The following is a 16,911-nucleotide window of genomic DNA, read 5'->3' as shown; positions in this document are numbered from 1 at the left end:
TATTCCTTCGACTCGGAGCCAGCATTACGCGGATCACCTGGACGTTCGACACTTACGGTGCCTACGACACTTCCGCGTGACCGTCGAAGTTTCTCTCGGCCAGCGCAAATACGGAAGGAAGTCTGTCGCTCACCGAGGATCGCGTTTCGGCGAGGTCGAGCTCGGACAACAGAGTTACCACTCGGCTGCCGAAGCCGGGATTCGGCTCGACGCACAAGGCCGGTAGTTCGAACATTTCGTACAGTCCCTCTACCTTCCCCTGCGTTCCTAGGGTGATTGCGGGTGTACCTTGCGACATCGCCAGTATGGCCAGATGCATCCTGCCGGTGATCACGATGTCGGCCTCCATCGTCAGTCCGCGAATGTCTGATGGACAGGGTCCGTGGGAAATGAGTGTGATTCGCTTACCGGTCGACGGCATCCGGGCCCGTAGAAGTTCTTCCTCCAGCAGCTCGAGGGCCGCGAGATCGTCGTCCCCGCGTCTGAGTACGTGGGGCAGCAACACGATGGAGAAGTCGTTCTGGAGTAGATGCGTCACGATCTGGAGATACTCGGGAATCTGGTTCATTCTCCTCGCCAAGAGCCCGCTGACGTTCACGATCGCTACCCGATGTCCGCGTTTCCGCTGTGCAACTATCCAGTTGTGCTGCTCGCCAGGGGTGGTCACTGTTCGATCCGTGAACACGACGTCTGCGGCCTGTACTACGGAGTCGATGCCGTCTGCGGTCAGCCGACGGAGCGAGGCAGGGTCGCGGGGGTACAGCGACGCTCCCGCTCGGGCCGCCCTCATGAGGGAATTGAGTGCTGTCGGATTCGCAACCTCGGACCAGCTGAAGCCGTACAAAGTGGTTGGCACGCCGGCATTCGCCGCCATGACCATGGTGCTCGAGCGGGCCACGGATAGCGAGACATCGTACAAGCCGTCCATGACATCGGCACCGATCACGGAATAGCTGGTCGCCCTCTTCAGGAGTGCAGCGAAACGCAGGGAGTCACGGAACCTGTAGATCGCGTAACCATTTGCCAATATGGGTAGTGGCACAAACTCTGTCCCGGAGAATTGGCCCGTTTTCTCGTAATCGTTCGACTGTTCGACGATTACTTTTGTCGGTCCGATCGTTCGGGCCAGGACTGCCTCCAGCATGGCCCGGTCGCCGATGTTTCCTTTTCCGGACGACGCGAGTACCAAATGGCATTGTGCGTCGTCTGGGTGCGCCTTCGTGAACCTGGTGACAAACGCGGCTGCCGTGTCGACAGCCGAGATGAGGGAGATGCCGATCGCGGACCGTTGGAACGCGTACAACCTGCTGATCAACTGGGCGTTCGTGCGCTCCCTGAGTTGGTCAAGCACCTCGCACTCCTGTGTTTCGCACTGAGCCGGATGAGATGAGATCGTGCGGTGCGACGTATTGCGCGTGCGGACGGGTGGAGCGGAACATTGGCTCGGTCCTCGTATCTTGTCGCTCGTATCACGAAAGCTGGACATTCGTCCGATGCGTATTGGAGGGGCGGTTGCACACCCTGCGACCGGTGGTGCGCTTACCAGCTGCGGGAACAGGTCCGTGGGCGATGCGGCGTGCAGGCGCACAGTGCGTCGAGCAAACGTCCAACCTCCTCGGAGAATAGTGCTCCTGACGGGTAGCGGCCCGTACACCATCTCATACGTGCCAGGCGGTGGGCTCTGTCTTCAACGAACCACACTCACGTGGAGCGATTAGGTAGCGTCGACGTGTAGATGGATCGGCCTGGTAGAAACAGGTGACCGTTTGTAAAAGCTGATTCCGTAGGAGAAATTCGTGAGTGATCAGATCAAGACCGCCGTAGTCACCGGTAGCGCCCGCGGTATCGGTGCTGCTGTCGCGAAACGCCTGGCCAAGGACGGTTTCGGCGTCGCTGTGGTTGACCTCGACGAGGCCGCGTGCAGCGACACCGTCGGCGCGATTCAGGCCGCAGGTGGCCAGGCAGTGGCCATCGGTGCCAATGTCGCCGAAGAAGAATCGGTCCAGACCGCAGTCGATCGCATCGCGAGCGAGTTCGGTGCGCCCACCGTACTGATCAACAACGCCGGCATCACTCGCGACAACCTGCTGTTCAAGATGACGGTGCAGGACTGGGATTCCGTTCTCGGCGTCCACCTGCGCGGATCGTTCCTGATGACCCGCGCGGTCCAGAAGCACATGATCGACGCCAAGTGGGGTCGCATCGTCAACCTGTCGAGCACCTCGGCCCTCGGCAACCGCGGCCAGGCCAACTACTCCGCCGCCAAGGCCGGTATGCAGGGATTCACCAAGACCCTCGCCATCGAGCTCGGCAAGTTCGGCGTCACCGCGAACGCCATTGCCCCCGGGTTCATCGAGACGGAGATGACGGCGGCCACCGCCGAACGTGTCGGCATGCCGTTCGAGGACTTCAAAGCCGCTGCGGCATCCCAGATTCCGGTCAATCGCGTCGGACATCCCGATGACATCGCGCACCTGGCGTCGTTCTTCGTCAGCGAGGGTGCCGGCTTCATCTCGGGCCAGGTCGTCTACGCCGCCGGTGGGCCGAAGGACTGACCTCTCGCGAATGCGTGAATGGACCATTCACCGGCCCAGACGGGTGTGAATGGTCCATTCACCCAACACGGGTGACGCCTACGGCGTCGGCATGCCGCCGTTGACGTTCAATGTGTCGCCGGTGACGTAACCCGATTCGGCCGATGACAGGTAGACGTAAGCGCCGGCGATCTCGGCGGGCTGCCCGGCGCGTCCGAGCGGTGTTTCCTTGCCGAATTCCGGCAGTGCCGATGTCGGCTGTCCGCCTGCTGCCTGCAGTGGCGTCCAGAACGGTCCCGGTGCAACGACATTGACGCGAATACCCTTGGGTGCCAACTGCTGGGCAAGAGCCTTGCTGATCGTGTTGATGGCCATCTTCGTAGTCGCGTAATCCACCAGACCGGGCGACGGTGTGTATGCCTGGATGGAGCTGGTGTTCACGATCGTCGAACCGGCAGGCATGTGTGGCACAGCTTCCTGGATAATCCAGAACAGTGCGTACACGTTGGTTTTGAACGTCTGGTCGAATTGCTCGGACGTCAGATCGGCCAGGTCTTCGACGAATTGCTGTTTACCGGCCACGTTGATCAGCAGGTCCAAGCCACCGAGTTCGTCGACCGCGGTGCGAACGATGCCGCGCGCGGCCTGCTCGTCGGTGAGATCTGCCGGTGCCAGGACTGCGGTGCGTCCGGCGTCGCGTACCAGCTGAGCAACTTCCTGAGCGTCTTTTTCCTCCGACGGAAGGTAGTTGAGTACTACGTCGGCACCCTCGCGGGCGATGGCAATCGCTGCTGCGCGACCGATTCCGGAGTCCGCTCCGGTGACGAGCGCCTTGCGGCCGGTCAGGCGACCGGATCCGCGGTAGGTGTTCTCACCGTGATCGGCGAGCGGCTGCAGTTCTGCTGCCAGACCGGGCGGATCCTGGTGCTGCTCCGGGAAGCCGTCCTGGCGGTACTGCGTGACGGGGTTGGTGAAGGTGTACTGATCGCTCACTGTCGAATCGTCTCCGAATGCGGTGAAATGCGTGAAGAACCTCTGCTTGATTCCGTGTATTCAGCGCATGCCCCGATCCGGCCGGCCACAAACTGTGACCGACCGGACGGGCTACTGCCACCGCAGAGAAGTGCACAGTCAGGGCAGAATCGCGTCGACGTAACCGCCGTCGACGCGTAGTGCGCCGCCGGTTGTCGCCGAGGCCTGCTCCGAGCTCAGGTACACGATCATGTTGCCGATTTCCTTCGGCTCGATCAGGCGTCCGATCAACGATTGCGGACGATTCTCCTTCATGAACTTGGCCTGCGCTTCGTCCCAGGGCAGGTCGTCACCGACGAGTTCGGCGACGAACTTCTCGACGCCCTCGGTGTGGGTGGGTCCGACGATGACGGAGTTGACCGTAACCCCTGTTCCCGCAGCGGTTTTCGCAAAGCCTCGGGTCACCGCGAGCAGGGCGGTCTTCGTCATTCCGTAGTGGATCATCTCCTCGGGAATGACGACTGCGGAATCGCTGCAGATGTTCTGGATTCGGCCCCAGCCTGCTTCGGTCATCGCCGGCAGATACGTGCGGATCAGCCGGATTGCGGACAGGACGTTCACCTCGAAATAGCGTCGCCATTCGTCGTCGTCGATGTCGAGGGCGGCTTTGGCTCCGAAGATGCCGAGATTGTTGACCAGAATGTCTACCACCGGGACCGTGGCGAGCAGCGTCTCGACCCCTTCGGCCGTCGCGAGATCCGCCGCCACGACGATCACTCGTGCGCCGGGTACTTCGGTGAGCAGTTGTTCCTCGGCCGAATCCAGCGCGGATGCGCTCCGACCGTTGAGTACGACGCGCGCACCGGCACGGGCCAATTCGGTGGCAATGGCCAATCCGATGCCCTGACTGGAGCCGGAGATCAATGCCGTCCGGCCGTCGAGATCGATGTTCATGGAGCCTCCCAGTGTTGTGGAACGACTCCAGTGTGCGCCTTTCGAAGACGTGAATGGTCCATTCACCGGCCCTGACGGGGGTGAATGGACCATTCACGCGGACTCCGGGGGGACTACTACGAATACGAGTAGAAACCCTTACCAGTTTTGCGACCCAGCATTCCGGCGTCCACCATGCGTTGCAGCAGCGGCGGCGGGGCGTAGTGCGGTTCGCGGAACTCTGCGTAGAGGGACTCCGCCACCGCGAGGGTGACGTCGAGGCCGACGGTGTCGGTCAGACGCAACGGACCCATGGGGTGCGCGCAGCCGTTGACCATGCCCTCGTCGATGTCCTCCGCGCTGGCGAAGCCGGACTCGAGCATGCGGATGGCCGAGACCATGTACGGGATTAGCAAGGCGTTGACGATGAATCCGGCGCGATCGCCGGCGCGGATCGTCTTCTTGCCCAGCGTGTTTCCGGCGTAGTCCGTCACTGCGGCGACGGTGTCTTCGCTGGTGAGCAGGCTGACGACGATCTCCACCAACGGCAGCACCGGCACGGGGTTGAAGAAGTGCACTCCGACGACCTTGTCGGGACGCTTCGTCGCGTTGGCCATCTTGATGACGGGGATCGACGAGGTGTTGGTCGCCAGAATTCCCTCGGGCTTGACGATGGAATCGAGCTTGGCGAACAGATCCAGCTTCAGTGATTCGATTTCCGGTGCCGCCTCCACGACCAGGTCGCGGTCTGCGAAGTCGTTGATGTCGAGCGTCAACGTGATTGCCGCCCTGGACTTCTCGGCCGCGTCGGCTTCGATGCGGCCGGACTTCACGGCGCGGGCGAAGGACTTGTCGAGGCGTGCTTCGGCGGCGTCGGCCGTCGCCTGGCTCGTCTCGAGGATCAGCACGGAACTGCCGGAGCGGGCACACATTTCGGCGATACCGGCACCCATGGTGCCACCGCCGATGACGCCTACGAGTTCGATCGTGCTCATTTGAGCAACGCCCGCGACATGACAACACGCTGAATCTGGTTGGTGCCCTCGTAGATCTGGGTGATCTTGGCGTCGCGCATCATGCGCTCGACCGGGAAGTCGGTGGTGTATCCGGCACCGCCGAAGAGCTGAACGGCGTCGGTGGTGACCTCCATGGCCACGTCGGAGGCGAAGCACTTCGCTGCCGCGGAGATGAACCCGAGGTTCTTCTCGCCGCGCTCGGCGCGGGCTGCGGAGCTGTAGACCATCAGACGAGCGGCTTCGACCTTCATCGCCATGTCGGCGAGCATGAACTGCACGGCCTGGAAGCTCGAGATCGCGTTGCCGAACTGCTTGCGGTCCTTGGTGTATGCGATGGCCGCGTCGAGGGCACCCTGTGCCAGACCGACGGCCTGTGCGCCGATGGTGGGGCGGGTGTGGTCGAGCGTTTCCAGCGCAGTCTTGAAGCCGGTGCCGGGATCGCCGATGATGCGATCGCCGGGGATCTTGCAGTTCTCGAAGTACAGCTCGGTGGTGGGCGAGCCCTTGATGCCGAGCTTCTTCTCCTTCGGGCCGATGCTGAAGCCCTCGTCGTCGATGTGCACGATGAACGAGCTGATGCCGTTGGCACCCTTGTCGGGATCGGTCACGGCCATGACGGTGTACCACTCGGACTTGCCGCCGTTGGTGATCCAACACTTGGCACCGTTGAGGATCCAGTCATCACCGTCCGCCTTGGCGCGGGTTCGCATGGCGGCGGCGTCGGATCCTGCTTCGCGCTCGGACAGGGCGTACGAGGCCATCGAACCGCCGGCGAGGGAGGGCAGAACCTGCTTCTTGAGCTCCTCGGAGCCCTTGAGGATCAGGCCCATCGTGCCGAGCTTGTTGACGGCGGGGATCAGCGAGGACGAGCCGCACACACGGGCGACCTCTTCGATGACGATGCAGGCTGCAACCGAGTCGGCACCCTGTCCGTCGTATTCCTCGGGAACGTGGATGGCGTTGAAGCCGGAGGCGTTGAGTGCCTTCAATGCCTCTTCCGGGAAGCGGGACTCCTCGTCCACCTCTTTGGCGTACGGAGCGATCTCCTTCTCCGAGAGCGCCCGAATGGCCGCGCGCAGTTCGTCGTGCTCTTCGGGTGATTGATACAGATCGAAGTCGGGATTTCCGGCCATGTCGGCCACGCTCCTCGGTATGTCGGGGTGGCACTGCCCACGTAGGGCACTCAGTGCCAAGGATTGCCCCAGTGTACGTCCGGATTCGGACCGATTCAAGACCGGGTCTCGTGCAGGCGGCACTCAGTGCCAAGGTCTCAGTCGTGTGTGTGGTCGGCCAATGCGTCGACGACCTTGCTGACGGACGTGCCGCGCGGGAACGACGCAACGACGATCTCACCGAGGAACTGGGCTCGGACCTGGGATAGGGCCGACCGCAGATCGGCGACGGACGTCGGCATGCCGTCGCGAATCATGCGTCGCAAGATGTAGTTGTGCGTCGCGGTCACCGACGCCGAGAACTGCAGTATTTCCAAGTGCGAATGGTCGGGCAGTGCGTTTTGCAAGTACTCGACGAACAGTCGGTCGTACCGGAAGACGGTGACGATTTCTCGGTCGCGCAGGGCCGGGATTCGGTGCACCACCTGGTAGCGCAGACGTGACATCTCGATCCAGTCCGAGAAGCGCTCGTAGACCAACTGCGCAGCGTCGCACACTGCCTGCCACGGGTCACCCTCGTTGGAATCGAGGAACGCGCCGGCCTGCTCGAGCAGTATTTCGTGATCGGCGAAGATGACGTCTTCCTTGGCCCGGAACTGCCGAAAGAATGTCCGACGCGAGATCCCGGCGGCGACTGCGATGTCGTCCACCGTCGTCGCCTCGTAGCCCTTGACGGAGAACAGGTCGAGCGCGGCCGTGGCCACGGTGAGCCTGAAGTCGGTGGATTCTTCGGGGTCTCCGCGCATGAGAGTGAAGGTAGCCGAGTTTCGGGACGGACAGGGAGGTCGTCCCTTCCGGCGATTGATTGCTAGTGTTCGCAAGTAGCCTGCTGAGCAGTGGTGGGTGCCACGGAAGGACATCATGGCCACGGATTCGAGTCGGCCGCTCTACAGAATGAAAGCCGACTTCTTCAAGACACTGGCGCACCCCGCTCGTATTCGGGTGCTGGAGTTGTTGAGCGAGCGCGAGCACGCCGTGTCCGAGATGCTCCCCGAGATCGGCATCGAGCCGGCGAATCTGTCACAGCAATTGTCCATCCTGCGACGCGCGGGCCTCATCGAGGGAACTCGCGACGGTTTGTCGGTCTCCTACACATTGACGTCGCCGAAGGTGGCCGACCTGTTGCTCGTCGCGCGGGAAATTCTCACGGGAGTGGTGGCCAACCAGGCCGAGCTGTTGGAAGGCGAATCCGGAGCGCGCAGCTGACCGTCCGATACAGAGGACTTTGGTCCATTGCTTCCCTGATTCACTGATTGCTAAACTTAGCAATCAATTGAATCAGCGATCGAGCAGTCCGAAAGAGCAGCGCATGGCCGAACCTGCGAACCCGACACGTACCAGCGAGACACTCACGGCACTGTCCGCACTCCTGCCCAGGTGGAGCGAGTGGAAGCCCGCCTTCCGCGCGCCCGGTGCGGATCTGTTGTCCGGCCTGATCGTGGCCCTGGTCGCGCTGCCTCTGGCGCTCGGCTTCGGCGTCAGCACCGGGCTGGGTGCGGCGGCGGGACTGACCACCGCCATCATCGCGGGAGTCGTCGCCGCGATATTCGGTGGATCACGGTTCCAGGTGTCGGGTCCCACCGGTGCCATGACGGTGGTGCTGGTCCCGATCGTTGCCGAATACGGGCCGACGGGAGTGCTCGCGGTCGGGTTGATGGCCGGGGTCATCCTGCTGGCGCTCGCGGTAGCAGGCATCGGTAGGGCCGTGCGATACATGCCGGCACCCGTCATCGAAGGATTCACGGCAGGCATCGCCGTCGTCATTGCGCTGCAACAGTTTCCGGCAGCTCTGGGCATCACCGACGCCGAGGGGGAGAAAGTGTGGCAATCCGCGTTCGACGCGGTGCGCTCGTTCGTCTCGCACGCCAGTGTCCTGACTCCCGCTGTCGCAGTCGCAGTCGCGGTTCTCATGCTCGTCGGCGGCCGCCTGGCACCGAAGGTTCCGTTCTCTCTGGTCGCTGTTGTTGCAGCGACGGTGGCTGCCCAACTGTTCGATTTCGACATCGCCCGCATCGGCACGATTCCGTCATCGCTGTCCGCCCCGAGCCTGAGCTTCTTCCACCTCGGCGACGTGACCGCGCTGGTGGCACCGGCGTTCGCCGTCGCTGCGCTGGCGGCCCTGGAATCGTTGCTGTCCGCGACCGCGGCGGACTCGATGGGCGTCGGCGCGCGGCACAACCCCGACCGGGAGTTGTTCGGGCAGGGACTGGCGAACATCGCAGCTCCCTTGTTCGGCGGGATCCCCGCCACCGGTGCCATCGCCCGCACTGCCGTCAACGTTCGATCAGGGGCGCGGACCAGGCTCGCGGCGCTCACCCATGCCGTGATCCTCGCGGCGATCATGTACTCGGCCGCCGGGCTGGTGGCCGACATCCCACTCGCCGCCCTCGCCGGAGTCCTATTGGCGACCACGGTGCGCATGGTCGAAACCGCGTCGATTCGAGCGATCACTCGTGCAGGCCGCGGCGACGCCGTGGTGATGGTGGCGACCTTCCTCGTCACGGTCGTCTTCGATCTGGTGACGGCGGTGGCAGTCGGCGTCGGGTTCGCTGCGGTGCTGGCACTGCGGGCTGTTGCGCGATCGGCCAGGGTCGAGCAGGTTCCTCTGGACGCACTCGACGCGGTGTCGACGGAAGAAGAAAGCTTGCTGCGCGAACACATCGTCGCCTACCGAATCGACGGAGCGTTGTTCTTCGGAGCCGCGCACAGCTTCCTCCTCGAACTCGCCGACGTCTCGGACGTGAAAGTGGTGATTCTGCGCATGTCCCGAGTCACCACGATCGATGCCACCGGGGCGAGCGTGCTCAAGGACACGATCACCGAACTCGAACACCGCCGCATCACCGTCCTCATCTCCGCAGCGAAACCCGAACACCTGCGTCCGCTCGAGGCTCTGGGCGTGTTCACCACCAAGGACGACGATGCGCGACGCGTCTTTGACACCACACCGCAGGCCATCGCGTACGCGCGCACGCTGGTGACCGAGGCGACCACACACCGCGGGTAGGGTCGTAGGTCACACTTGCGTAGGAAAGGACCAGCTCATCGTGGCTCTCGTTGCCGGAATCGACTCTTCCACTCAATCGTGCAAAGTCTTCGTTCGTGACGCCGAATCGGGAGAGCTGGTGCGCCAGGGGCGAGCTGCTCATCCCGACGGCACCGAGATCGATCCGCAGCGCTGGAAGGATGCGCTCGACGAGGCGGTGTCGGCAGCAGGCGGACTCGACGACGTGGACGCGGTGTCGGTCGGTGCGCAGCAGCACGGCATGGTCTGCCTCGACGACGCCGGCGCCGTGGTGCGCAAGGCGTTGCTGTGGAACGACACTCGATCGGCGCAGGCCGCAACGGATCTGGTTGCCGAGTTGGGTGAGCAGACCGGCGTCGACGGCGGACAGGCCTGGGCCGACGCCGTCGGTGTGGTTCCGTTGGCGTCGATCACCGTCGCCAAATTGCGGTGGCTTGCCGACCACGAGCCCGACAACGCCCATCGCACTGCGGCCGTGTGTCTTCCGCATGATTGGCTGAGCTGGCAGCTCGGCGGCGCAGCCGGACTGGACGCCCTGGCCACCGATCGAGGCGACGCCAGCGGCACCGGGTACTTCTCCGCCGCCTCGAACGAGTATCGAACAGATCTGTTGCAGTTGGGTTTTCGTGGGCGCAATCCGCAGCTGCCCCGAGTTGCTGCGCCGAGCGAGGTGATCGGCCGATTGCGCAGCGGAGGACTGATCGGACCGGGTACCGGAGACAACGCCGCGGCGGCGCTCGCCCTCGATGCTCAGCCCGGTGATGTGGTCGTCTCGATCGGTACATCCGGTGTCGTCTCGGCGGTGACCTCGGTTGCCGCAGCGGATGGTTCGGGCCTGGTCGCCGGATTCGCCGACGCCACCGGCCGTCAACTTCCGCTGGTGTGCACGCTCAACGCTGCTCGAGTGCTCGATGCCACGGCGCGTCTGCTGGGCGTCGACCATGACGAACTGTCCCGGTTGGCGCTGTCGACGGCAAGCGAGGGCCTGGTGTTGGTGCCGTACTTCGAAGGCGAGCGCACGCCCAATCTGCCGGACGCCTCCGCGTCCGTTCACGGCCTGCGACTGCACAATTCGACGCCCGGCCACCTGGCCCGCGCGGCGGTCGAGGGTTTGCTGTGCGGCTTGGCCGACGGTATCGACCACCTGCGCGCGCAGGGAGTGGAGACCAAGCGCGTGCTGCTGATCGGCGGTGGCGCGAAATCGGCAGCTCTGCGTGAGCTTGCCCCGGCCATTCTCGGAGTTCCCGTGATCGTGCCCGAGCCGGGGGAGTACGTGGCCGACGGCGCAGCGCGCCAGGCGGCGTGGACACTGACCGGGACCAGCGAGCCGCCGACCTGGGCGCAGGCACCGTCGCAGACATACGAGGCCGACCCCACCCCGGCGGTGCGAGAGCGCTACGCGCATGTGAGCGGAAGTTCGTAGTGGGCTACGAAGTTCCGCTCACGTGCGGCGCAGCCGCTCTCACGCACTAGGGAATCAGACGCGCTTCTCGGTAACGCTGGATAACCGAGGCGATGGCATCCGGGGTGGATCGGAAGCCCAGGAACCCGGCTTTCTTCGACTTGTTCATGTCGGTCAGGCATTCCATGTCGCGGCCGAGGTCACCGTCGGTGTGCCACCACGACGCCAGGCGGGAGACATCGCTCTCCACCAGATCGTGCTTCTCGGCGATGCGCTTCCACGCGGCGGCCGCGTCGGACATGCGGGGTTCGAGTGGACGCGGTTCGGTGTCGAAACCCTCGGGCTCGACGTCGAAGTGCGCGGCGAACTGTGGCCACAGCCAGCGCCAGCGGAAGACGTCACCGTTGGCGATGTTGAAGGCCTCGTTGTGCGCGTTGTCGTCGGTTGCGGCCCAGACCATCTGCTCGGCGAGCAGGTCGGCGTCGGTGAGGTCGGTGAGCCCGTTCCATTGTGTTTCGGAGCCGGGGAAGACGAACTTCTCGCCGAGTTCCTTGCAGATCGATGCGTAGACGGACAGCGTCAGCATCATGTTCATCGCGTTGCCGACGGCGAATCCTGAAACGGTGTGGGCGCGGTGCACGCTCCAGCCGAATCCGAACTTCTCGGCACCGGCGAACAGTTCGTCTTCCTGCGCGTAGTAGAAGTTCGGTGTGTCGAGCCGCGGTTCGGTCTCGTGGAACGGCGTCTCGGCCATCACGGCCTCACCGTAGGCATCGAACGGTCCCAGGTAGTGCTTCAGGCCGGTCATCAGCGCGACGTGCTTCACCGAATCGAGGGGGCCGAGAACGTTCAGAACATTGCGTAGGGTCGCCGAGTTGACCTCGATGTTCTCCTGCTCGGAGTCCTTCTTCATCCAGGCGGTGAAGAACACGAACTCGGGACGGACGTCGGTCAGGGCGTCCCGCAAGGACTCCGGGTCGAGCAGATCCGCAGCCACCGGCACGACGCCGTCGACGGGGGTACTTCCGCTGCGGCTCAGTCCGTAGGTGGTCCAGCCGGCATCGAGTGCGGCGCGGCACAGGGCCTGCCCGGAAATACCGGTGGCACCGACGATCAGCGCGCGTGTGGTGTTCGTAGTCATTCGTGCGGACTACCCACTGGGGCCGACTCGACACGTGACGCGTCGCGTCTCACAACAGGGCGAGTACCTGTTGGCCGACGAGCACGAGCGCGCCGACGGCGGAGACGGTGATCGCGACGATGCGCAGGCGTCGACGGTCGAGAACACGATTGACCACCCGCGAAAGCAGGAAACCGAGAACGGTCGCCGGGGCCAGGAACACGAACAGCGTGGCCGTATGGGCATTCACAGCACCGGCCACCGCCAGTACCGCCAGCGAGATCAGCGAGCCGACGAGGAAGAAGCAGCTCATGGTGCTGCGCAGCTCGGCCCCGGTGTTGCGTTGCCACACCAGGGCCATCGGCGGTCCGCCGATCGAGGTGGCCGTTCCCAGAATGCCCGACGCGGCCCCGGCCACCACCAGGTTTCGTCTGTGCGGCAACGGAACCCAGCCGAAGGACGTCAGTGCGACGCCGCCCAACACCACGAGCGCGAGCAGTATGGCCAGTCCGCGCTCGGGCAGTAGGACGAGCAGAAGTGCACCCACCGCCGAACCGGGCAGGCGACCGGCGAGCGCCCACCCCGCGCCCGAGAGATCGAGGGCGGTGCGATCACGAACCAGAACGAGCACGCTGACGACAACGGCGAGCATGATCAGCGTCGCCGGGATGAGACCGGGGTCGACGATGGCCACGATCGGCGCTGCGAGCATGCCCATGCCGAATCCGATCGACGCCTGCATCGCCGATGCGAAGAAGATGGCCAGGGCGACGACGACGAAGCCGGTGACGCTCAGGTGTGTCGCCATCACGTCCCGGCAGCAACGAGGCCGAGATTGCCTGCGGCGAGGGGATAGTGGCATTCGGCGATGTGATCGGCCTCGTCGGCGTCGAGCGCCACCGGTGGCGCCTCACTGGCGCACAGCTCGGTCGCCTTCCAGCAACGGGTGCGGAACCGGCATCCCGACGGCGGATTCAGCGGCGACGGTACCTCGCCCTTCAGCAGGATCTTCGTCCCGCGGTTCGACGCGTCGAGTGTGGGTGCGGCCGACATCAACGCCGCGGTGTACGGATGGGACGGTCGCTCGAATACTGCTTCGGTGGCCCCGGATTCGACGATGCGGCCCAGGTACATCACCGCGACGCGGTCGGCGACGTGTCGGACCACCGACAGATCGTGGGAGATGAACACGTACGAGATGCCGAGTTGCTTCTGCAGGTCGTTGAGCAGGTTGAGTACCTGCGCCTGCACCGAGAGATCGAGGGCCGAGACCGGCTCGTCGCAGATGATCACGTCGGGGTTCAGCGCCAGGGCCCGCGCGATGCCGAGGCGTTGGCGTTGCCCGCCGGAGAATTCCTGCGGGAATCGGTTCTCGTCGCTCGGGCGTAGGCCCACCAGATGCAGCAGTTCGCGAACTCGTGCAGAACGATCGCGGCGAGTCTTGTACAGGCCTTTGTGGGTTCGCCACGGCTCACCGATGATGTCACCTGCCGTCATACGCGAGTTCAGTGAACCGTACGGGTCCTGGAAGACCATCTGTACTCGTCGACGCCACGCGAGGAGGTCCTTGCCGCGCAGCGCGAACGGATCGATGCCGTCGAAGGCGACGGTGCCCGAGTCGGGTCGTTCGAGCATCATCAGCGTGCGCGCGAGAGTGGACTTGCCGCAGCCGGATTCGCCCACCAGGCCGAGGGTCTCGCCACGTCGTAGATCGAGGTCGATGGCGTCGAGGGCCCGGAGCTTGCCGCGGCCGACGTCGAAGGTCTTGTTCAGGCCGCGCACGGTCAGCAGTTGCTCAGACATGGATGGGTACCTCGTTCGGGAAGTGGCAGGCCGACATCCGGCCGGTGCCGACGGATTCGAGCGGCGGTCGAGTGCTGATGCAGATCTCGCGGGCGAGGGGGCAGCGGGCCTGATAGACGCACCCGTCGGGAATGGAATGCAGATCCGGTGGGGTGCCGCCGATCGACTTCAGATCCTCACCGCGGACGGCGTGGACGGGGACCGAGTCCAGCAAGCCCTTCGTGTACGGGTGGCGCGGTTCGCCGAAGACCTCGGACACCGGTCCGGTCTCGACGACGTTGCCCGCGTACATGATTGCCACTCGATCGGCCTCTTCGGCCACCAGAGCGAGGTCGTGGGTGATGAGTACGACGGCCATGTCGTGCTCGGTGCGCAATTCCTTGAGCAGCGCCATGATCTGCGCCTGCACGGTCACGTCGAGGGCGGTGGTCGGTTCGTCGGCCAGCAGTACCGACGGGCTGAGCGCTACGGCCATCGCGATCAGCAGGCGCTGACGCATACCACCGGAGAATTGGTGCGGGTAGGAGTCGGCGCGTGATTCGGGCTCGGGGATGCCCACGCGGGCCATCAGCGCGATGGCCTCCGCCCGTGCTTGCTTGCCGGACATTCCGCGATGGATCCGAAACGGTTCGGCCAGTTGGGTTCCCACGGTGTAGACGGGATTGAGGGCGGTCAGTGCGTCCTGGAAGACGATGGCCAATTCGGTGGCCGCGACCGTGCGTCGCACCTTGGTCTTGGCCGTCACCAGGTCGATCTCGCCCAACTCGACCGAGCCACCGGTGATGTCCGCGATCGGCTCCAGCAACCCGACGATGGCCTGTGCCGTCATCGATTTACCGCAACCGGATTCGCCCAGCAGAGCCAGGGTTTCACCGCGGCGGGCGGTGAAGGTGACGTTGTCGACGGCGCGGATGACGCCCGACGGCGTCCGCAAATCGACGGTCAGCCCGCGAACGTCGAGGGCGACGCTGCCGGTGTCGGTTCGGTGCGGTGTTGTTGCCGGTGCGCTCATGAGACGACCTTTCGTGCGGGGAGCAGGCGAGAGCGCTTGGAGCGGGGAACGTTGAGTCGCCAGCGCTGCGCGGGGTCGGTGGCGATGCGGGCCCAGGCGGCGAGCACGGTGGCCGAGACGGTCGTCAACACGATGGCCAGGCCGGGGAAGAACGAGAGCCACCAGGCGGTCTGCAGATAGGTCCGGCCCTGCGAGACCATCAGGCCCCAGGAGACGTCCGGTGGCTGAATACCGATGCCCAGGAAGCTCAGTGACGATTCGGCGAGGATGACGAAGCAGAAGTCCAGGGTTGCGACGGTGAGCAGGGTCGGCAGCAGAATCGGGGCCACATGGCGTCGGATCACCGATCCGCTCTTGGCACCGAACGTACGGGCGGCATCCACGAACAACCGACTCTGCAGTTCTGCCGACTCGGCGCGAGCGGTACGCAGGTAGATCGGGATACGCGTGACCGTCAGCACCAGCACGATGTTCGCAGCGCTGGGCGAGAAGACGTAGAGCACCACGACGGCCATCAGCAGGGACGGGAAACTGAGGATGACGTCGGCGACGCGCATCGCCGCGGTCTCGCGCCAGCCCCGATGGAAGCCGGCCCACATACCGATGAACGAGCCGATGATCGCGGAAAGGATCACGGCCGGAACGGCAACCGAGAGTGTGGTTCTGCTGGCCACGATCAACCGGGCGAGCATGCTGCGGCCCAGTGGATCGGTACCGAGAATGTTCATCCACCCGGTGTCGAGGGTGAACGGTGGCAGGTTCGAGCGGTCGAGATCCTGATCGGTCGCCGAGTTGCCGACCAGCATCGGCCCGAAGATCGCCGTGAGCAGGACCAGCACCAGGATCGCAGCGGCGACGGTGGCCACCCTGTCTCGCAGCAACAGCTTCCACAGCGGGGCCGATGCCTTGCGGGCTTCCGCCGGAACCGGGGGCGGAACATCCTCCGGCTCGGACGTTTTCGGTGCTTCGAAGTCGAGTGACATGTTCTTACCTAGACCTTCACCTTGTCGCGAACCCGGGCGTCGAGCAATGCATAGCAGGCATCGATGACGATGTTGAGCACGAAGATCGACACTGCCGTCAACAGAACGGCCGCCTGGAGGACGGCGAAGTCGCGCTGCAGGATGGCGTCGATCATCAGCTTTCCGATGCCGGGCCAGCCGAAGATGGCTTCGACGACCACCGCCCCGTTGACGAGTCCGACCATCAGGTCGCCGGCAACGGTCAGGGCCGGTGCGGCGGCATTGCGCAGAGCGTGGTGGGTGACGACCCGAAGATCGCCTGCCCCTTTGCTTCTCGCCAACCGAACGTACGGGGCCGACAGGGCCGAGACCATTGCGCCTCGGACCACCTGAGTCAGCACGCCGAGGGGTCGAATGAGCAGTGTCGCGATGGGCAGTACCCAGGACAGCATTCCGTTGTCGACACCGGAGGTGGGCAGCCAACCGAACAGGATGGCGAAGACGTAGACGCCCATGATGGCGAACCAGAAATCGGGAATGCTGGCTGCGGTCATCGACAGCAGGCTCGAGATACGGTCGGCCAGTGAGTTGGGTCGATACGCAGCCCAGCACCCGATGATCACGGCACCGAGGATCGCGAGAAACATCGTCGCGAACGCGAGCTGCAACGTTGCGGGGAAGGCGCGCAATGCCATCGCCGACGCGTCCTCACCGGTGCGGAGCGACTGCCCGAAGTCGAGTTGAACGACACCCTTGAAGTAGTCCAACAGCTGTGTCAGGACCGGCTGATCGAACCCGTTGGTGGCACGGAAGGCCTCGCGTTGGGCCTGGGTCGCAGATTCGGGAAGGTACAGGCTGGTGGGGTCGCCGGTGAGCCGAGCGAGGAAGAACACGCCGAGCAGGACGACGAACAGCGGGATGAGGCTGGTGTAGATCCGTCTGCGGAGAAATCTGAACATG

Annotated in this window: 16 protein-coding genes; 4 read left to right on the top strand and 12 right to left on the bottom strand. The window is 64.3% G+C overall.

Annotated features, from left to right (window positions below):
* Positions 1-61: 61 nt before the first annotated feature.
* Entirely contained in the window at positions 62-1,486 is a 1,425-nt protein-coding gene (locus tag AABD04_RS23305; protein ID WP_341442660.1) for a polysaccharide pyruvyl transferase family protein, read from the bottom strand.
* 310 nt (positions 1,487-1,796) lie between these two features.
* Between AABD04_RS23305 and AABD04_RS23300 the strand changes: the two genes are divergently transcribed.
* On the top strand, positions 1,797-2,555 hold the full coding sequence (locus tag AABD04_RS23300; protein ID WP_341442659.1) for an SDR family oxidoreductase: 759 nt from the start codon (positions 1,797-1,799) through the stop codon (positions 2,553-2,555).
* 78 nt (positions 2,556-2,633) lie between these two features.
* Here AABD04_RS23300 and AABD04_RS23295 read toward each other — a convergent pair whose 3' ends face one another.
* From AABD04_RS23295 to AABD04_RS23275, 5 genes are all read right to left on the bottom strand, one after another.
* Positions 2,634-3,527 carry an SDR family oxidoreductase gene (locus AABD04_RS23295; RefSeq protein ID WP_341442658.1) on the bottom strand — a complete coding sequence of 298 codons (894 nt, stop codon included), beginning with the start codon at positions 3,525-3,527 and terminating at the stop codon, positions 2,634-2,636.
* 138 nt (positions 3,528-3,665) lie between these two features.
* A complete protein-coding gene (locus AABD04_RS23290) occupies positions 3,666-4,460 on the bottom strand; it encodes an SDR family NAD(P)-dependent oxidoreductase (RefSeq protein WP_341442657.1) in 795 nt (264 codons plus the stop codon).
* Between the two features lie 116 nt (positions 4,461-4,576).
* Complete coding sequence (locus AABD04_RS23285; protein WP_341443126.1) at positions 4,577-5,425, bottom strand: 3-hydroxybutyryl-CoA dehydrogenase; 849 nt, start codon at positions 5,423-5,425, stop codon at positions 4,577-4,579.
* Between the two features lie 5 nt (positions 5,426-5,430).
* Positions 5,431-6,597, bottom strand: coding sequence for an acyl-CoA dehydrogenase (locus tag AABD04_RS23280; RefSeq protein ID WP_341442656.1), 1,167 nt, complete (start codon positions 6,595-6,597; stop codon positions 5,431-5,433).
* Between the two features lie 128 nt (positions 6,598-6,725).
* Positions 6,726-7,373, bottom strand: coding sequence for a TetR family transcriptional regulator (locus AABD04_RS23275; RefSeq protein ID WP_335740352.1), 648 nt, complete (start codon positions 7,371-7,373; stop codon positions 6,726-6,728).
* Between the two features lie 115 nt (positions 7,374-7,488).
* On the opposite strand from AABD04_RS23275, the gene AABD04_RS23270 reads away from it, so the two are divergent.
* The 3 genes from AABD04_RS23270 to AABD04_RS23260 all read left to right on the top strand — a co-directional run bounded on the left by AABD04_RS23270 (position 7,489) and on the right by AABD04_RS23260 (position 11,075).
* Entirely contained in the window at positions 7,489-7,833 is a 345-nt protein-coding gene (locus AABD04_RS23270) for an ArsR/SmtB family transcription factor (protein ID WP_243595280.1), read from the top strand.
* A gap of 103 nt (positions 7,834-7,936) precedes the next feature.
* On the top strand, positions 7,937-9,634 hold the full coding sequence (locus AABD04_RS23265; RefSeq protein WP_243595279.1) for a SulP family inorganic anion transporter: 1,698 nt from the start codon (positions 7,937-7,939) through the stop codon (positions 9,632-9,634).
* A gap of 40 nt (positions 9,635-9,674) precedes the next feature.
* The gene (locus AABD04_RS23260; RefSeq protein ID WP_341442655.1) at positions 9,675-11,075 is read left to right on the top strand and encodes a xylulokinase; all 1,401 of its coding nucleotides are present in this window, start codon (positions 9,675-9,677) and stop codon (positions 11,073-11,075) included.
* Between the two features lie 46 nt (positions 11,076-11,121).
* Here the strand turns inward: AABD04_RS23260 and AABD04_RS23255 are convergent, their stop codons facing one another.
* Genes AABD04_RS23255 through AABD04_RS23230 form a run of 6 tightly spaced genes read right to left on the bottom strand, consistent with a single transcriptional unit; the run spans position 11,122 to position 16,910 of the window.
* Positions 11,122-12,195 (bottom strand): SDR family oxidoreductase, encoded by a 1,074-nt coding sequence (locus AABD04_RS23255; RefSeq protein WP_341442654.1) that lies wholly within the window; start codon positions 12,193-12,195, stop codon positions 11,122-11,124.
* A 49-nt stretch (positions 12,196-12,244) separates the two neighbouring features.
* Positions 12,245-12,982: a sulfite exporter TauE/SafE family protein gene (locus tag AABD04_RS23250; RefSeq protein ID WP_423228183.1), complete on the bottom strand. Its 738-nt coding sequence runs from the start codon at positions 12,980-12,982 to the stop codon at positions 12,245-12,247.
* Entirely contained in the window at positions 12,982-13,977 is a 996-nt protein-coding gene (locus AABD04_RS23245) for an ABC transporter ATP-binding protein (RefSeq protein WP_243595276.1), read from the bottom strand. The genes AABD04_RS23250 and AABD04_RS23245 overlap by 1 nt, the downstream gene beginning before the upstream one ends.
* Complete coding sequence (locus AABD04_RS23240) at positions 13,970-14,989, bottom strand: ABC transporter ATP-binding protein (protein WP_341442653.1); 1,020 nt, start codon at positions 14,987-14,989, stop codon at positions 13,970-13,972. The genes AABD04_RS23245 and AABD04_RS23240 overlap by 8 nt, the downstream gene beginning before the upstream one ends.
* Complete coding sequence (locus tag AABD04_RS23235; RefSeq protein WP_341442652.1) at positions 14,986-15,972, bottom strand: ABC transporter permease; 987 nt, start codon at positions 15,970-15,972, stop codon at positions 14,986-14,988. Before AABD04_RS23235 ends, AABD04_RS23240 begins: the two co-directional genes overlap by 4 nt.
* An 8-nt stretch (positions 15,973-15,980) precedes the next feature.
* Complete coding sequence (locus AABD04_RS23230; RefSeq protein ID WP_335740357.1) at positions 15,981-16,910, bottom strand: ABC transporter permease; 930 nt, start codon at positions 16,908-16,910, stop codon at positions 15,981-15,983.
* Position 16,911 lies beyond the last annotated feature (1 nt).

Source organism: Rhodococcoides navarretei (genome assembly GCF_038069675.1).
Taxonomy (GTDB): domain Bacteria; phylum Actinomycetota; class Actinomycetes; order Mycobacteriales; family Mycobacteriaceae; genus Rhodococcoides; species Rhodococcoides navarretei.
Note: the sequence above shows the minus strand (reverse complement) of the source record. Positions and strands in the feature narration are given on the sequence as shown.